13 protein-coding genes are annotated in these 15,184 nt (G+C 65.8%); 8 read left to right on the plus strand and 5 right to left on the minus strand.

Annotated features, from left to right (window positions below):
* Positions 1–5: 5 nt before the first annotated feature.
* Genes AC5RT4_RS01140 through AC5RT4_RS01150 form a run of 3 tightly spaced genes read right to left on the minus strand, consistent with a single transcriptional unit; the run spans position 6 to position 3,446 of the window.
* A complete protein-coding gene (locus tag AC5RT4_RS01140) occupies positions 6–1,658 on the minus strand; it encodes an LCP family protein (RefSeq protein ID WP_494104621.1) in 1,653 nt (550 codons plus the stop codon).
* Positions 1,659–1,668: 10 nt separating this feature from the next.
* Positions 1,669–2,253 carry a 5-(carboxyamino)imidazole ribonucleotide mutase gene (purE, locus tag AC5RT4_RS01145; RefSeq protein WP_494041035.1) on the minus strand — a complete coding sequence of 195 codons (585 nt, stop codon included), beginning with the start codon at positions 2,251–2,253 and terminating at the stop codon, positions 1,669–1,671.
* Positions 2,250–3,446 carry a 5-(carboxyamino)imidazole ribonucleotide synthase gene (locus AC5RT4_RS01150; protein ID WP_494104622.1) on the minus strand — a complete coding sequence of 399 codons (1,197 nt, stop codon included), beginning with the start codon at positions 3,444–3,446 and terminating at the stop codon, positions 2,250–2,252. The genes purE and AC5RT4_RS01150 overlap by 4 nt, the downstream gene beginning before the upstream one ends.
* A gap of 174 nt (positions 3,447–3,620) precedes the next feature.
* Between AC5RT4_RS01150 and AC5RT4_RS01155 the strand changes: the two genes are divergently transcribed.
* Positions 3,621–4,187: a GtrA family protein gene (locus AC5RT4_RS01155; protein WP_494041033.1), complete on the plus strand. Its 567-nt coding sequence runs from the start codon at positions 3,621–3,623 to the stop codon at positions 4,185–4,187.
* Between the two features lie 73 nt (positions 4,188–4,260).
* Here the strand turns inward: AC5RT4_RS01155 and AC5RT4_RS01160 are convergent, their stop codons facing one another.
* Complete coding sequence (locus AC5RT4_RS01160; RefSeq protein WP_494041032.1) at positions 4,261–4,959, minus strand: TIGR03089 family protein; 699 nt, start codon at positions 4,957–4,959, stop codon at positions 4,261–4,263.
* Between the two features lie 372 nt (positions 4,960–5,331).
* Here AC5RT4_RS01160 and AC5RT4_RS01165 point away from each other — a divergent pair, with 372 nt between their 5' ends.
* The 3 genes from AC5RT4_RS01165 to AC5RT4_RS01175 are packed head-to-tail and all read left to right on the plus strand — an operon-like array spanning position 5,332 to position 10,881.
* Positions 5,332–5,865 (plus strand): WhiB family transcriptional regulator, encoded by a 534-nt coding sequence (locus AC5RT4_RS01165; protein ID WP_494041031.1) that lies wholly within the window; start codon positions 5,332–5,334, stop codon positions 5,863–5,865.
* Positions 5,866–5,894: 29 nt separating this feature from the next.
* Positions 5,895–9,221, plus strand: coding sequence for a glycosyltransferase family 2 protein (locus AC5RT4_RS01170; RefSeq protein ID WP_494041030.1), 3,327 nt, complete (start codon positions 5,895–5,897; stop codon positions 9,219–9,221).
* A complete protein-coding gene (locus AC5RT4_RS01175) occupies positions 9,214–10,881 on the plus strand; it encodes a DUF5719 family protein (protein WP_494104623.1) in 1,668 nt (555 codons plus the stop codon). The genes AC5RT4_RS01170 and AC5RT4_RS01175 overlap by 8 nt, the downstream gene beginning before the upstream one ends.
* A 66-nt stretch (positions 10,882–10,947) precedes the next feature.
* Here the strand turns inward: AC5RT4_RS01175 and AC5RT4_RS01180 are convergent, their stop codons facing one another.
* Positions 10,948–11,460: a metallopeptidase family protein gene (locus AC5RT4_RS01180; protein WP_494041028.1), complete on the minus strand. Its 513-nt coding sequence runs from the start codon at positions 11,458–11,460 to the stop codon at positions 10,948–10,950.
* A gap of 119 nt (positions 11,461–11,579) precedes the next feature.
* Between AC5RT4_RS01180 and AC5RT4_RS01185 the strand changes: the two genes are divergently transcribed.
* From AC5RT4_RS01185 to AC5RT4_RS01200, 4 genes are all read left to right on the plus strand, one after another.
* Positions 11,580–11,969, plus strand: a complete 390-nt coding sequence (locus tag AC5RT4_RS01185; protein ID WP_494041027.1) for a DUF3499 domain-containing protein — start codon at positions 11,580–11,582, stop codon at positions 11,967–11,969.
* 80 nt (positions 11,970–12,049) lie between these two features.
* Positions 12,050–12,301: a Trm112 family protein gene (locus AC5RT4_RS01190; RefSeq protein WP_494104624.1), complete on the plus strand. Its 252-nt coding sequence runs from the start codon at positions 12,050–12,052 to the stop codon at positions 12,299–12,301.
* A 99-nt stretch (positions 12,302–12,400) separates the two neighbouring features.
* A complete protein-coding gene (gene ahcY / locus AC5RT4_RS01195; protein WP_494104625.1) occupies positions 12,401–13,879 on the plus strand; it encodes an adenosylhomocysteinase in 1,479 nt (492 codons plus the stop codon).
* A gap of 63 nt (positions 13,880–13,942) precedes the next feature.
* Positions 13,943–15,181, plus strand: coding sequence for a L,D-transpeptidase (locus AC5RT4_RS01200; RefSeq protein WP_494104626.1), 1,239 nt, complete (start codon positions 13,943–13,945; stop codon positions 15,179–15,181).
* Positions 15,182–15,184: the final 3 nt, after the last annotated feature.

Consider the following 15,184-nt stretch of genomic DNA (forward strand, 5'->3'; position numbering starts at 1 on the left):
GGCGGCTACAACGGGGCGCACTGGCCGTTGGTTGCCACAAGTTCCCGGATGGCCTGCTCTTCGCCCTGGCTCTTGAGCTCGTTGAGCATCTCTTCGGTGATCGGCTCGCCGTCAGGAGTGGTGGTCACAGGAGTGAAGTCCGCAGCCGGGGGAGACTGCTGGGTCCGGATTCCGCCGGCAACGGGCAGCGCGGTGTCCAAACGTGCCGGTGCAGCCTGCAGCCCTCCGCCGACAGTGCGCGGCACCACCATGGCGTCATCCGGCAGCCCGGCGGACTGGGCTTCCGGAGCGGGAGCCAAGAGCTGGTCCACCCGCTCATGGATGACGTCGAAGTCGGGCACGGTGGAGAATGACGCGTCAAAATCCGGCGGGCCGATGGTGAGGCGTTTGATCTCCTGGCCTTTTGCCTTCATGGCCAGGTCCACAAAGCTTCCCAGCTGCGAGGAGGAGATATTGGAGTCCACCACCTTTGTTCCGGCGTTGGCGATTTCCTCGAACTTGCTCAGCAGGGTAGCGGGGTCCAACTGCTTGAGCATCGCCTGCTGAACACACTGCTGGCGCTGGATACGGGCGTAGTCATCAACGAATTCGCGCGACCGCCCGTACCAGAGTGCATGGTAGCCATCCAGCGTCTGATCCCCGGCGGGGATCCAGCCCAGGGGCATCCCATGGATGCCGTTGGCCTCATCAATGGTTTCGCCGCTGATGGGCACCCAGCCGCCGGCCTTGATCCTGATGCCGCCCATGGCGTCAATCAGCTTGGAAAACCCCTCCATATCCACCAGCACGTACGCCTGCACCGTGATTCCCAGCGTTCCGGACACCGCCTCGAGCGTGGCCTGCGCCCCGGGATCTGCAACGCCGGGGTAGAGGTCGGCGTGCGAGTTGTTTACTTCGGTGTTGATGGCGTTGATCAGGCAGGCGTCACCGCAGTCGTACCCGTCAGGGTAGATCGCCCGCATGGGGGAGTCCTCGCTGAACTGGGCGTTTTGGAGGTTCCGGGGCACGGAGATGATGGCGGTTTGGCCGGTTTCGGCATCCACGCTCAGGACCGAGAGGCTGTCGGTGCGCCTGCCGGTGCGGTCGTCGCCGGCGTCACCGCCCATCATCAGGAAGTTGTAGCGGCCCTCCACGGGGTCGATAGCGGGGCCGGCGGAAAAGATGCTGCCGATCGCGTTGCGCCCCACGTTGAGCAGGTAGGCCGTGTAACCCAGGGTTCCGCTGCCCAGGACCATCGCCACAACCAGCGAGATCACGACGGCGGGCCGTGCCGGTGGTGCCAGCAGGACCGGGCGGATGAGCCGCAGCGTATTGATGAACAGGAGTGCCCACCCGGCGGCGAGTGCCGCCAGCAGGATCACGATGACCAGCGAGGCAATCGGGTGGGTCACGATGTTGATGAGCAGCGGCCGGTTGAACACCAGCAGGAGCACGGCCAGCACCAGGGCCGCCCAGACGCACAGCGTGACCCGAAGCGCAGCGCGCCCCAGTTTGCGGTCGCCCGCGACGAGCTGAGCGCTGCCCGGCACCAAAAGAGTCAGGAGCACAAGCACGAAGCCCCGCTTGGTCCTGACCGGGGAGGAGGCGCTCACCGGGTAGCGGACCGGATCGGTCAGCGTCGCGTCAGAAGCGGGCGGCGGGAGCTTTCTGCTGGACACGGCCGCCTTCCTAACGGCTGCCCCGGAGCGGGCCGTTGCCTTCGGCGAAGACCTCGCTGACCTTCTGCCGCAGGTTTGCCCCCTTGCGCGACGCTACGGCATTCAGGTCTGCGGCGAACTCCAGTAGGTCGGCGCGCAGCGACGCCGCGAGCTCGTCCGTGCCTGCTGCAAGCATCCGGACCGCCAGGAGGCCGGCATTGCGTGCACCGGCGATGGAAACGGTGGCCACGGGAACACCGGCGGGCATCTGCACAATGGAGAGCAGCGAGTCCATGCCATCCAGCGTCTTGAGCGGGACCGGCACTCCGATCACGGGGAGCGGAGTGACGCTGGCCAGCATCCCGGGCAGGTGGGCGGCACCGCCGGCGCCGGCAATAATCACCCGCAGCCCGCGCTCGTGCGCGGTCTGGCCGTAGCGGATCATCTCAGTGGGCATCCGGTGGGCGGACACAACGTCGGCTTCAAAGGGGATGCCGAACTCCGCGAGGGCGTCAGCGGCAGCCTCCATGACCGGCCAGTCCGAATCCGAACCCATCACTAGCCCTACCAGCGGGTTGCCGGCGGAACCCCGGGCGGGGCTGGTTTCGGCGCTCATGCCTTCTCCTCAAAAATTGCCGGGGGTTCTTCTGCGGGTACCCGCCCGTCGCGGATGATGCCTGCCACGGTTCCTGCACGGCGCCGGACGGCGTCAACCTCGTCCGTGGATGACCCCACCAGGTTCACATGGCCGATCTTCCGGCCCGGCCGTACCGATTTGCCGTAGCAGTGCACCTTGGCCGCCGGCTCGCTGGCCAGCGCCAGCGGGAAGGCGGAAAACAGGTCCTGGTTCTCGCCGCCCAGGAAGTTCTTCATCACCACTACCGGAGCCAGGACGTCCGTTGCCCCCAGCGGCAGGTTCAGGACCGCACGGAGGTGTTGTTCAAACTGGCTGGTGACGGACCCGTCCTGGGTCCAGTGCCCGGTGTTGTGGGGGCGCATGGCCAGTTCATTGATGAGGAACCCCGCACCTGTACCAGGAGTTTCGAAGAGCTCCACGGCAAGGACCCCTGTCACTCCAAGTTCATGGGCTATCCGCAGGGCGGCATCCTCGGCGGCCGCGGCAACCTCCACCGGGATGTCCAGGGCGGGGGCAATGACTTCGTCGCACACCCCGTCAACCTGGATGGTGTGGACCACGGGCCAGGCGCGGGCTTCGCCGTCGGGGGTCCTGGCCACAAGCGCGGAAAGTTCCCGGGTGAAGTCGACCTTCGCCTCCGCGAGAAGCGGGCTCATGGCCTCAAACCATTCTGTGGTTTCGGCAGCCTCTTCAGCTGAGGAGATGATCCGTACGCCCTTGCCGTCATAGCCGCCGCGGGGCGTTTTCAGGACTACCGGCCATCCCGTGTCCTCGCCAAAGTTGATGAGCCCGGCCACATCGGCAACCGAAGCCCACGCGGGGTTGGGAAGCTCCAGCCGCTCAATGGCGGCCCGCATCACCAGTTTGTCCTGGGCGTGGACCAAGGCGTCGGGGCCGGGCTGGACGTTGACCCCGGCCTCCTGCAGGGCCCGCAGATGGGCCGTGGGGACGTGCTCGTGATCGAAGGTCATGACGTCCAGGCCCCGGGAGAACTCCAAAAGGGTCTGCAGGTCCTTGTAATCACCCACTGGTGATAAGGCCACCGCCGAGACGGCGGAGACGTCGTCGCCTTCGGCAAGGACACGCAGTTCAAAGCCGAGCGCAGTTGCGGCTGGGGCCATCATTCTCGCGAGCTGGCCGCCGCCAACTACACCTATTACTGGAAAAGTCACATGTGCCAGCCTACCGAAGACCGCAGGGTATCCCGCTTTTTGGGACGCGGCGGGGAAGCAGTTTTGACTCCGCCGGTCCGTTCCTGCCCCACGTTAGGGGGCTGCCCTCCAGCTTCAGGGGCTAAAATGGGCCTCCGGCCGTGTGGCCCATTGTTTCAACGGCCATGGAGGGTCATGTTTAACACGCTTACAGATCGCATCCGGGGGCTCGCCTCACTTTTTTGGCGTGAGGTGGCCAAATTCGGAGCCGTAGGCGGTGTGGCATTCGTCATCGACAACGGCCTCACGTATTACCTCATGCACGGCCCCATGACGGACAGCGAGGCCAAAGCCAGGTTTGTTGGCGCCTCCGTAGCCACCATATTTTCCTGGATTGCCAACCGCCTCTGGACCTTCCGGCACCGCAGGCAGGACAACGTGCTCCGTGAATTCCTGATGTTCATCCTTATCAACGGCATCGGCATCGGCATCTCCACCGGCTTCACTGCCCTGGCGAAGTACGGACTCGGCATAACAGACAAGAACATGCTCTTCTTCGCGGGAGTGGCAGGAATCCTGGTGGCCACGGTGGTCCGCTTCTTCGCCTACCGGTTCCTGGTGTTCAACAAGGAACTGGACCAGGAGCCGGAGTTCTCCCACGACCACGAACTCATCGAACTCCACCACCATTCCGCGGATGCCGGCGCCGGCGTTCCGGAGCGGGAGCCTGTAACAGAAGACCCCGCCCGGCCCAAAAACTAGACCGGCCTGAAAGCGGGGCCGGCCCGGAAAGCCGGGCCAGCCCCCAATCAGGGATGTTGCTCAGAAGCCGATATCAGGTGCCGTGGATGCGTTCCGCGGCGAGCAGCTTCTCAGTGGGCTCCACGTCGGGATGTGTCATCACCACTGAGCCCCCGTGCCGCCACGCGCCCAAGGCATTGGCCAGCGCCGCCTCCAGCCCGTCCCGCCCCGGAATGTGCAGCCGCACGGCCTCCCCGTGGGACACTGCGAAGCCGTCCAGCAGATCCTGGTGGGAGTGCCGGCGGCCGTCCTGGGCAACGATCGCACAGGCCAGGGGGTCGGCTTCGGTGTGCTGCATAAAAACGTCACCGTGGGAGCGCACGTCCGCCGCGTAATCAAGGCAGCCGGCGGGCAGTTCACCGGCCCAGCGCATAGCCAGGGCCGGCAGTGCCACGGCCACGACGGCGCCGTACTTCCCTGCTGCCGCTTCCGGAGTGGCCGTGGCCAAAAGGTCCGCCGCATCACCGCTGAGGACCGTCTCCATGCCCAGCTGCCAGGCGGCCAGGGCCCAGACCAGGCCTTTCCAGTGCGCGGGCAGGTCCAGCGCCAGCCGCATGCCGGGTTCGGCGTCCAGCTCGTCCTGGAGCAGGTTGCTGGTTTTGGCCACCCAGTTGTCCAGCACCTTCCCGGAGAGCTCTACGCGCTCCGAGTCCGGGCCGTACCAGGTAAGGCGCGGGGCGGTGGAGTTGCCTGAGCGGAGGCTGGTCATCAGATCGATTGCCGGGGTAGTCATGCCCTAATCCTGCCACCGCAGAGGAGCGCGGTCACCGGTGCGTCACCCCGACAAAAACGTGAGGCCGCTCAGGTGATCTTCGTCTCGTCAGCAGATGGGGCACTTTGCCGTACAGGGGCCGGGAACCGGGCTTACGGCGGTGTTTCCGGAGCGGAAGCGCTGCATAAACGGTGCGGGAATGGGTAACCCGCCAAAAGTTCGGGCGTGGCGTGCACCATGTTGGGGGCTGTTGGTGATTATTATCCGGGCAGCGGCTTGACTCACCCAAGTTACACGCGTGTAATTAGATGTCTAAAGGCACCTGCGTAAATACCGGCACACAACCGAGTGTCCACGTATCCAGGCAAGGGTTGCAACATCAGGAGGGTCGCCGTGGGGCAAGCAGAGCGTATCCAGGAAGATGCCGTCGTGGCCGGTCAGGCAACGGCAAAGTACCGTGCGCGGGGCGTTCCCAGCGATTGGTATGTCGATCCGGCCGATCCTGACGCCGCGGAGCGGTACAACACAAGCAACAGGGACTCCCAGGAGGACCAGGCCACAGCTTTCCTTGCCGCACATGAGGCACTTCTGAATGGCGGGCAGGACCCCGAGGATGAGCTCGACCCGCCCATGGAGCTGGCTGCGGCCGGAACGGCACAGCCTGTATGGATTGGACTGCCCTTCCAGCAGGACCTGGGTGATGAAGGCGAACTTGGGTGGCAGACGGACGCCCTCTGCGCCCAAACCGACCCCGAGGCCTTTTTTCCTGAAAAGGGAGGGTCCACCCGGGATGCCAAGAAGGTTTGCGGTGCCTGCAACGTGCGGTCCCAGTGCCTCGAATACGCCCTGGCCAATGACGAACGGTTCGGCATCTGGGGAGGCCTTTCCGAGCGTGAGCGCCGGCGGCTAAGGAAGCGAGCAATCTAATTCTTCAGGATGTCCACGTCACTGCCGTTGTGGTTGCCCACAACGGCAGTGCCTATCTCCCCAGAACCCTGGCAGCTTTGGCGGATCAGACCCGGGCTGCTGACGCCGTCATCGGCGTCGACACCGGCTCCCGCGATAATTCCAAAGCCCTCCTTGAACAGGCCCTGGGCGCGGCGCGCGTAGTAAGCCATCGCGGAAAGAACGGCATGGGTGCTGCGGTATCCGCGGGCCTCGCCGAACTCGCCCCTTGGCGGGCCGATCACGGCAACGGCAGTTCTGAGTGGATCTGGCTGCTTCACGATGACGCCGCACCCGCGCCGCAGGCCCTCGCCGAACTGCTCCTCGCCGTCGAGCGCGCCCCCTCCGTAACAGTTGCCGGCTGCAAGCAGCTGGACTGGCACGCCGGACGCAAGCTGGTGGACGTGGGCCTCTCCACCAGCCGTTGGGCGGAGCGGCTGACCCTCATTGACGCCGATGAACTTGACCAGGGGCAATACGACGGCCGCAGCGATACCTTCGCCGTCAATTCCGCCGGCATGCTTATCCGCCGCGACGTCTGGGAGCAGCTTGGCGGCTTTGACCCCGCACTCCCCGGCAGCGGCGACGACGTCGATTTCTGCTGGCGCAACCGCTTGGCCGGGCACCGCGTGGTGGTCGTCCCCGCGGCCAGGATGTTCCACGTAGTGCACCGGCCCCATGCGCTGGGCAACGCCGCCGCGGCCCGTAAAGCGCAGGTCCATTTGAGGCTGAAGCACGCGACGCCGTGGATGGTCCCCGTCCACGGCGTCGCCGCCCTCCTGGGCAGCATCTTCAAACTGGTGCTGAGCATTGCCGTAAAGGATCCCGGGCACGGCATTACACAGCTGGCAGCAACGTTCGCAGCGCTCGGCCGCCCGCGCGCAGTGATGAGGGCAAGGGCGAACGCCAGGAACAGCCGCCGCATCCGCCGGTCGGTAATCCGTAAGCTTCAGACACCCCGCCGTGAGGTCTGGAGCCACCGGCGTTCCCTCATGGAGGCGCTTGGTTCGGACGGGAGCCCGGCGGATTACCTCGAACAGGACCCGCTGGCGAACCAGCCCACCGGCGACGCCGAGGACGACTTCGCAGCGCTTGCCACCAGCAAGCGCGGCTGGGTGGGCAACGGAGCCCTGGCCACGGTCATTATCGCGTCCATTACCTCGCTGCTGGGCTTAGCCGGACTTTTCGGCGCCCCTGCCGTTACCGGCGGGGCGCTGATTCCGGTCTCAGCCGGCCTTGACGACATCTGGCACCACGCGTCCAGCTGGTGGATTTCCCTGGGTGCCGGGCTTCCCGGACGCGGGGATCCCTTTGGGTATGTCCTCTGGGTCCTGGGTGTGCTGGGGGGCGGTGACGCCAATGCCGCCATGGCCTGGCTGCTGCTGCTCGGCATGCCGCTGTCCGGCCTCACCGCATGGTTTGCTGCAGGCGGCCTGACCGTCCGCCGCCGCCTGCGCCTGGCAGCAGCTTTATTCTGGGCCGCGGCCCCGGCCCTGCAGGTGGCCCTCAACCAGGGCCGGGTTGGAGCCCTTGTTGCGCACATCATGATTCCGCTGCTGGTCCTGGCCTTGCTGCGGGCGACTGGCTCCGCTGTGGGACAGGGACGATTCCAGCAGCCGGCTGCCGGTGACCGCCGCTTCACCGGGCCGACGCCGGTGAAGCCCGGAATCAATGGAGTGCCGTCGTGGACGGCTGCAGCGGCGGCCGGCCTGGTGCTGGCTGTTGTGACGGCGTCCGCGCCGTCACTGCTGATACCTGCGACAGTGGTCATAATTCTTTGCTGGCTTCTCCGCGGGCGCCGGGGCCGGACAGTATGGTGGGCATTGCTGCCCACTGCGGCCCTGTTTATCCCGTTCGGGCTTTCAGCGCTTGACAGGCCGCGGGCCCTGCTGGCCGATCCCGGCCTGCCGCTGGGTTTTGATGCCGCCCCGCTGTGGCAGCAACTGCTCGGCCAGCCGCTCGAGTTCGGTCCCAACAGCGGGCTGGCCGGACTGCCGTACTTCGCGGGCAGCACGGTGCCGTGGGCCCTGTTGCTGGCCCTCCTTGCTGGTGTCCCCGTGGTGCTCCTGGCAGTGGCTGCCACCGGCATGCCCGGTAAACGGGCCGGAATGGCCAGGTCCCTGTGGGTGGTTGCCACTATCGCGCTCGCCGGAGGCTGGTTGGCCGGGCATGTGGCTACCGGCATAAATGCCGACACCATGGTCACACCCTTCCCTGGAGCGGCGGTTTCCGCAGCGGCGTTTGCCCTGCTCGCTGCCGCGGTCCTGGGAGCCGAGCGGCTGCTGGACTTCGCGGACCGGGCAGCGGCGGGCACTGCGAAACCCAGGAGGGCACTGCAGTCCGCGGCGGCATGCGCCATGGTGCTTCTGCTTGCCGGCCCCCTGGCAGGAATGGCTGCATGGTCGGCGCAGAACCTTCTCCGTCCAGCTGCAGCCACGGCCCAAATGCCCACGGCCTCCACCGCATTGGGCACGCCCCGGCTTGTCGAGGCAACCGGCGTGCGCACCCTTCCGGCGACAGCCACGGACCGCGGAACCGGGCCTGAACAGACACGCACCCTGTCCATCAGCACCGGCGAGAACGGCACGTATGATGCTTCCCTCATGAGGGGCGCGGGCACAACCCTGGACAGCCTTTCAACCATCGCCTCAGTGCGTAACATCCTGGGCGCGCCGGGATCAGAAACAGTGCGCGACGACGACGACGTCACCTCCGCGGTCCGCCGCGTGGTGGCAACGCTGGTAGCTGGCAAAGGCGTGGACCCGCGGACCGACCTCGAACAGCTGGGGGCCGGATTTGTGGTTCTCCGGGCAGCAGATACGGCAGCCCAGCTCACCGCCAGCAGGATGGATGCCGTCCCCGGGCTCATCGCGGTGGGGCAGACAGACACCGGATGGCTGTGGCGGATCACTCCACTGAACCAGCCGGCCCTCCATGCGGCGGACGTGGCCCACCGGGTACGGGTTGTTGACGCAGAAGGCGCCACCACCGCCCTCGTCCCGTCAGGGTATGACGACGTCGATGCCGCTGTTCCCGAAGGGCCGGAGGGCCGTCTGTTGGTACTGGCGGAACGGGCGGATCCCGGCTGGAGTGCATGGCTGGACGGCCGCAGGCTGACCTCAACAACTTCCGGATGGTCGCAAGCCTTTACCCTCCCGGCTTCGGCTGGCCACCTCACGGTGCGGTACGAGAACCCGTGGGCCCTGTGGTCTGGAATCGCGCAGTGCACCGTTATTGGTCTGACCATCATGCTTGCCATCCCGATGCCTGCCCCGCGCCAGAGGACAGGTCTTTCACGGAACGAAGGATCGCTGCGTAAGGAACACCAGAATGCATAGAACCTCCACGTCCGCGGAAGCATCGGGGCCAGGCGGTGCGACGGCCGTCGAACCCGCGAAAAGCTCTGAACCTGCCCGGCGCCCGGCGGCCTGGCGCAGGAAGGCGCTGGTGACCAGCCTGGCGTCTGCCGCCGTCGTCATCGCCAGTGCCGGCGCCGTAGTGGCGGCCGGATCAATCCTTCCGCAGCCCGTGTCCAGCCGAGCCGTACCCGCGGGTGAATCGGCAGTGCCGGCGGGCACCAGTGTTGGGGTCTGTCCCGGTCCGGCCAGGCTGCTGGAAGGTACTGAAGCGGGCACCGATCCGCAATTCAGCCCGGAGTCGGCAACGGCCGCAAGCTCGGTCACCGGAGCAGTACTCAGCGCAGGAGGGGTGCTGCCGGCAAGCCGGCTGTCGGAACTCAGCGGAGCAACAGCGGTTGAGATCGGAAAAGAGCAGGCCCCGGCAGCTGCCATCGCAGGAGGTGCGCAGGAGCTCCTCGCCGGCGTGGTGGCCGGCCAACGGGTGGACCAAATCAGCGTGCTTAGCGCCGATGCCGTGGTAAACCAGCAGGCCTCGGCGGCAGCGGCCATGAAGTTCACGGCAACCGACGGCGACCTGCAGGGAATTGCTGCAGCCAACTGCCTGCAGCCGGCGAATGACCAATGGCTCGCGGGTGCCAGCACCACCGTGGGCCGAACGTCGGTGCTGGTCTTGACCAACGGGTCTTCCACTCCGGCCACCGTCAGCCTCGAACTTTTCGGGTCCTCGGGGCAGATCCAGGCACCCGGCAGCCGGGGGCTGCTCGTGGCACCAGGGACATCGCGGCCGGTAGTCCTCGCCGGGCTGGCTCCCGGAGAGGCGCAGCTCAGCGTGCACGTACGCAGCGCCGGAGGCCCCGTCGCAGCCATCATCCAGCAGAGCGCCCTGCGCGGGCTGACTCCTGGCGGCGTGGACTTCATAACCCCGGGAGCGGCGCCGGCGGTCCGGCAGGTGATGACCGGAGTCGATATCCAGGACCCTGGCCAATCAGCTGCGCTGACCGGAAGGCCAGGGTACGAGGACGCCGGGCCAGCCCTGCAGCTCACCGTCCCCGGCCCCTCAGACGCCGTGGTGGAGGTCAAGCTCTACGGGCGCGACGGCCAGAGGGCACTGCCCAATGGGGGAGTCATCACAGCCAAGGCGGGCACCGCCACGGAAATTCCGCTGGCCGGCGTCCCGGCAGGCCACTACACGGTGGAGGCATCGTCGGATGTCACCTTTGTCGCTGCCACCCGGGTGACCCGGGGCCTCCAGGACGGCAAGGCCGCAGACGTCGCGTGGGCAGCATCGGGAGTAAGACTCGGCAGCCAGCACGTGGTCCCCGTTCCCCAGGGAGGCCAGCGCCACCTTGTTTTCGGTGCCCTGGACAACCGGGCCACCATCACCTATTCCGCCATCACTGCCGACGGGAAGGTCCGGGCGCCGTCCACCGCAGACATTGCCGGCGGAACCACCGCCTCCATCGCCATTCCGGAAAATGCCGAGGATTCCGCCGTCGTCGGCTATGTGGTGTCGGCTTCCGGCGACGCTGTGTATGGAGCTCTGTTGCTGCAGCAGGACGGGCGTGACGATGTGTCGACGCTTGCCTTCCTGCCGGCAGCGGCGGGACAGGAAACGGTGCCTGTCACGCTGAGTTACTGAAGATCCGCCGATGCCTGTCAGAGCCGATGCCTGATAAAAGCAGTGACTGGTGCGGATGCAGCGGGATCAGTACCGGCGGCGGTAGACGGGGTCAAGGGTCTCCGGGGCAACACCCAGCATTTCAGCCGTATGCTCCACCACCACGTCATGGACCAGGTCGTGGAGTTCGTCCACACTCCCGCACGCCTGCTCAACCACCCGGCGGTACACCGTGATCATCGGCCCGTCCCCGTCGGTCGCCGGGGTGTAGGAACCCATGGGGGCGGTGGTGCCATTTGCCGCCAATTGCTCAAGGTCCGGCGGGATTTCATCGACGCCGAAACGGACACCGTCAAGGGTCTTGCCCCAGATGTCATGCAGGCGCTGCGCGGAGTCCAGCACCATGTCATCGAAGCGGTCCGAACGGGTGCGGTAACCGGGATGGGTCGGGAGCATCACTTCCCCGCGAAGGCCCCGTCCGTGGCGGTTGCGGCGGCGCATCATAAAGCTCTTGCCCGGCGCCGCGCTGCCTGGGTCAGTGTGGGCATCCGGATCAGCCAACCGGACCGAAAAGCCTGATTCATGGTTCGATGACTGCATATATCGACTGTAAACCCGGGGGCGGATTTACGCGACACATGGGCTGCATGCACCGGTGCGCGTCGACCCGGGGCGGCAATACCGTGTTTTACCGCCTGCACGGAGTAGTCTGTGATGTCGTGGGAGCTATCCGTCAGTGTTCAAGATCTGCGTGCCGCCAGTCAGCGGTAGCCACTCTGACGTACGTCTACGCGGATTCCACGGCGGTCCTTGGTCCGCTGGCCACCTACGCCGAACCCCATTGTTACGATCTGTGTGAGCAGCACGCTGATTCTCTGACTGTCCCGCGGGGCTGGGAGGTTCTGCGCCTGGCCATGCCCTCCACGCCGCAGCAGCCCGGCCCGGATGACCTCCTGGCACTGGCCAACGCGGTCCGGGACGCCGCTGCCCTGCCTGCCCAGGCGCCGCCGCCGTCCGGTCAGCGCGGCTCCCATTCGGCGCTTGAAGCCCCGGCCGGCGCTGAAGGAACCCGCAGGGGCCACCTCCGCGCCCTGCGGGAACCGTCCTGAGCGGCATCTGGCGGTAGGCTGGAAGTTGCACTTCCGTCCGCTACCGGCGCCGGCGCGCCCGCCAGGAGCATGAAAAAACAATGCCGAATATCAGTCCTGAACTCCTGTCCGTTCTGCGTTGCCCGGTAACAGGGTCCGCCCTGGTGCAGGAAGGCGGGGAACTTGTTGCAGCCGTCGCGGGCGAGTCCGGCGTGAGGCCCCGCTATGCCATCGAGGACGGGATTCCCCTCCTCCTGCCGCCCGAACTCCTGGCGGCAGCGGCGGCAGCTGGTTCGGACCAGCACGATTCGGACCAGCACGATTCAGCCGCCGGCAGACGCCGGGCCGTTTAACCCCCCGCCAGTACAAACCACCGGCGCACACGCCGCGGCTCCCCGGCCCGGCACCGCAGCAGCATCCGGCTCCTGGCCGGACAGAGTAAAGGATTCACCATGGCTTTTGATTACAGGGTTGCCGACATCTCGCTGGCAGAGGCAGGCAGGCACCAGATCCGCCTGGCGGAGCACGAGATGCCCGGCCTAATGTCCCTCCGCGAGGAATTCGGCCCCACCCAGCCGCTTAAGGGCGCGCGGATCGCCGGGTCGCTGCACATGACGGTGCAGACTGCGGTGCTGATCGAAACCCTTACCGCCCTGGGCGCCGAGGTCCGCTGGGCTTCCTGCAATATCTTCTCCACCCAGGATGAAGCCGCGGCTGCCGTGGTGGTGGGTAAGGGCACCGTGGAGGACCCACAGGGTGTCCCGGTGTTTGCATGGAAGGGCGAGACGCTCGAGGAATACTGGTGGACCGCGGAGCAGATCCTCACCTGGCCCGGCGCGGAGACCAACCCGGAGCTCGGCCCCAACATGATCCTTGACGACGGCGGAGACGCCACCATGCTGGTGCACAAGGGCGCCGAGTTAGAGGCCGTGGGTAACGTTCCGTCCAACGACCCCACGGATTCCGAAGAATACGGCATCTTCCTTGACGTGCTGCGCCGCTCCCTCGCCGCAGACCCGCAGAAGTGGACCCGCACGGCCGCCGCCATCAAGGGAGTCACCGAAGAAACCACCACCGGCGTCCACCGCCTGTACCAGCTGGCTGAACAGGGCAAGCTCCTCTTCCCCGCAATCAACGTCAACGACTCCGTCACCAAGAGCAAGTTCGACAACAAGTACGGCATCCGGCACTCCCTTCCGGACGGCATCAACCGCGCAACGGACGTCCTCATGGGCGGCAAGGTCGCCGTCGTCTGCGGCTATGGCGACGTCGGCAAGGGCGCCGCGGAAGCGCTGCGGGGCCAGGGTTCCCGCGTGATTGTCACGGAGATCGACCCCATTTGCGCCTTGCAAGCCGCCATGGACGGCTACCAGGTGGCCAAGCTGGAGTCCGTCCTGGCCCAGGGCGATATCTTCATCACCACCACCGGCAACAAGGACGTCATCATGGCCGAGCACATGGCCGGCATGAAGAACAAGGCGATTGTGGGCAACATTGGCCACTTCGATAACGAAATCGACATTGCCGGACTCGCCCGAATCCCGGGCATCAAAAAGGTGGAAATCAAGCCGCAGGTCCACGAATGGGTTTTCGAGGCCGGCACCGAAGCCGAGCGTTCCATCATCGTCCTGTCTGAAGGACGCCTGCTGAACCTGGGCAACGCCACCGGGCACCCGTCCTTTGTGATGAGCAACTCCTTCGCCAACCAGACCATCGCCCAGATCGAGCTGTGGACCAAGAAGGACCAGCCCGAGGGGGAGCGCGAGTACGAAAACCAGGTTTATGTCCTGCCCAAAGTCCTGGACGAAAAAGTTGCCCGCCTGCACCTGGGTGCGCTGGGCGTGGAGCTGACCGAATTGACCAAGGACCAGGCGGAGTACCTGGATCTGGACGTCGCCGGTCCGTACAAGCCCGAGCACTATCGTTACTAAGAAGTGAACTGCCCGGGTGCCCCGAGCACCCGGGCTGTTACTTTCTGCGCCTAGGATCAAAATATGGAGCCCGAAGTCCAGTCCCGCCGGCCGGGTCGTGTGAAGAAGATACTTGTGGTGGTGGCCGTCTGCCTCCTCGCCGCCGTCGGCGGGGTGTTCGCTGCAGTGGCACCGGGAATTGCCCGCGGAGCCATCGAGTCGGAGTCGGGGTCCGCTGCCAGGACATCACCCGGCATCGCAGCGCCGGTGATTGCCCCGGTCAAGTTCGACGCCGTGCCGGTTAACGGCGCCAAGCAGGTGAACCCGGCAGCCCCGGTGTCCCTGAAGGTGTCCAACGGCACCATAGAACGCGTCACCCTCACCAGCACCTCCGGAGAGACGGTGGAGGGCCGCATCGACGCCGCCGGCACAGGCTGGACGGCCTCCGGGCCGCTGAAATTCAATACGGACTACAGCTACACCTACGTCGTGAAGGACGGGGCCGGCCGCGAGACCAGCACCACCCAGGCCTTCAGCACCGTTTCCAGTTCCCACGAGGCCGATGCCGCTATCTACCCGCTGGATGGCATGAAGGTGGGTGTCGGGCAGCCGCTGCAGGTTATCTTCAGCGAACCCGTGCTTAACCGTGAGGCGGTGGAAAAGGCCATCAGCATCACCAGCAGCGCAGGCCAGGTGGGTGACTTCCACTGGCACAGCGACACCATGGTCCGGTACCGCGCGGAAAATTTCTGGGCGGCAAACTCCACGATCACCATGGACATGCAGCTGTTCGGCGTGGACCTCGGCAACGGCCAGATCGCCAACTTCAACAAGAAGGTGAACGTCGCCATTGGTGACAAGAAGGTGGCAGTGGCGGATGCAGCAGCCCACACCTTCACGCTCAGCGTCAACGACCAGGTGGTCAAGACGCTGCCGGTGAGCATGGGGGATAAGCGGTTCCCGTCCGCGCGCGGGTACGGGGTGCTGATGGAGAAGAAGCGCTATGACCACTTCCGGGCCTCGAGCATCGGGCTGAAGCCCGACGATCCGGCCTACTACGGGGACGTTGACGTCGAATACACCATCCGGCTCACCCTCAGCGGTGCTTATATCCACCAGGCACTGGAATCTGCTTACCCCTTTATCGGCAATACCAACGTCTCACACGGCTGCATTGGATTTGCCCCCGACGGTGCCGCGTGGGTCTTTGACAACATGGGCACCGGCGACGTTGTCCACATCGTCAACACCGAGGGCGATTACGCGGCCAACGACGACGGTTTTGGCGACTGGAATATTCCGTGGAGCGAATACGCCAACTAGGCG

Source organism: Arthrobacter sp. sptzw42, from assembly GCF_059089685.1.

What these genes read in the sequence shown, in the direction of transcription:
- purE (WP_494041035.1), bottom strand. Translation starts at nt 2,253, where the DNA reads ATGAGCGCCGAAACCAGCCCCGCCCGGGGTTCCGCCGGCAACCCGCTG.
- AC5RT4_RS01155 (WP_494041033.1), top strand. Translation starts at nt 3,621, where the DNA reads ATGTTTAACACGCTTACAGATCGCATCCGGGGGCTCGCCTCACTTTTT.
- AC5RT4_RS01160 (WP_494041032.1), bottom strand. Translation starts at nt 4,959, where the DNA reads ATGACTACCCCGGCAATCGATCTGATGACCAGCCTCCGCTCAGGCAAC.
- AC5RT4_RS01175 (WP_494104623.1), top strand. Translation starts at nt 9,214, where the DNA reads ATGCATAGAACCTCCACGTCCGCGGAAGCATCGGGGCCAGGCGGTGCG.
- AC5RT4_RS01180 (WP_494041028.1), bottom strand. Translation starts at nt 11,460, where the DNA reads ATGCAGTCATCGAACCATGAATCAGGCTTTTCGGTCCGGTTGGCTGAT.
- AC5RT4_RS01190 (WP_494104624.1), top strand. Translation starts at nt 12,050, where the DNA reads ATGCCGAATATCAGTCCTGAACTCCTGTCCGTTCTGCGTTGCCCGGTA.
- ahcY (WP_494104625.1), top strand. Translation starts at nt 12,401, where the DNA reads ATGGCTTTTGATTACAGGGTTGCCGACATCTCGCTGGCAGAGGCAGGC.
- AC5RT4_RS01200 (WP_494104626.1), top strand. Translation starts at nt 13,943, where the DNA reads ATGGAGCCCGAAGTCCAGTCCCGCCGGCCGGGTCGTGTGAAGAAGATA.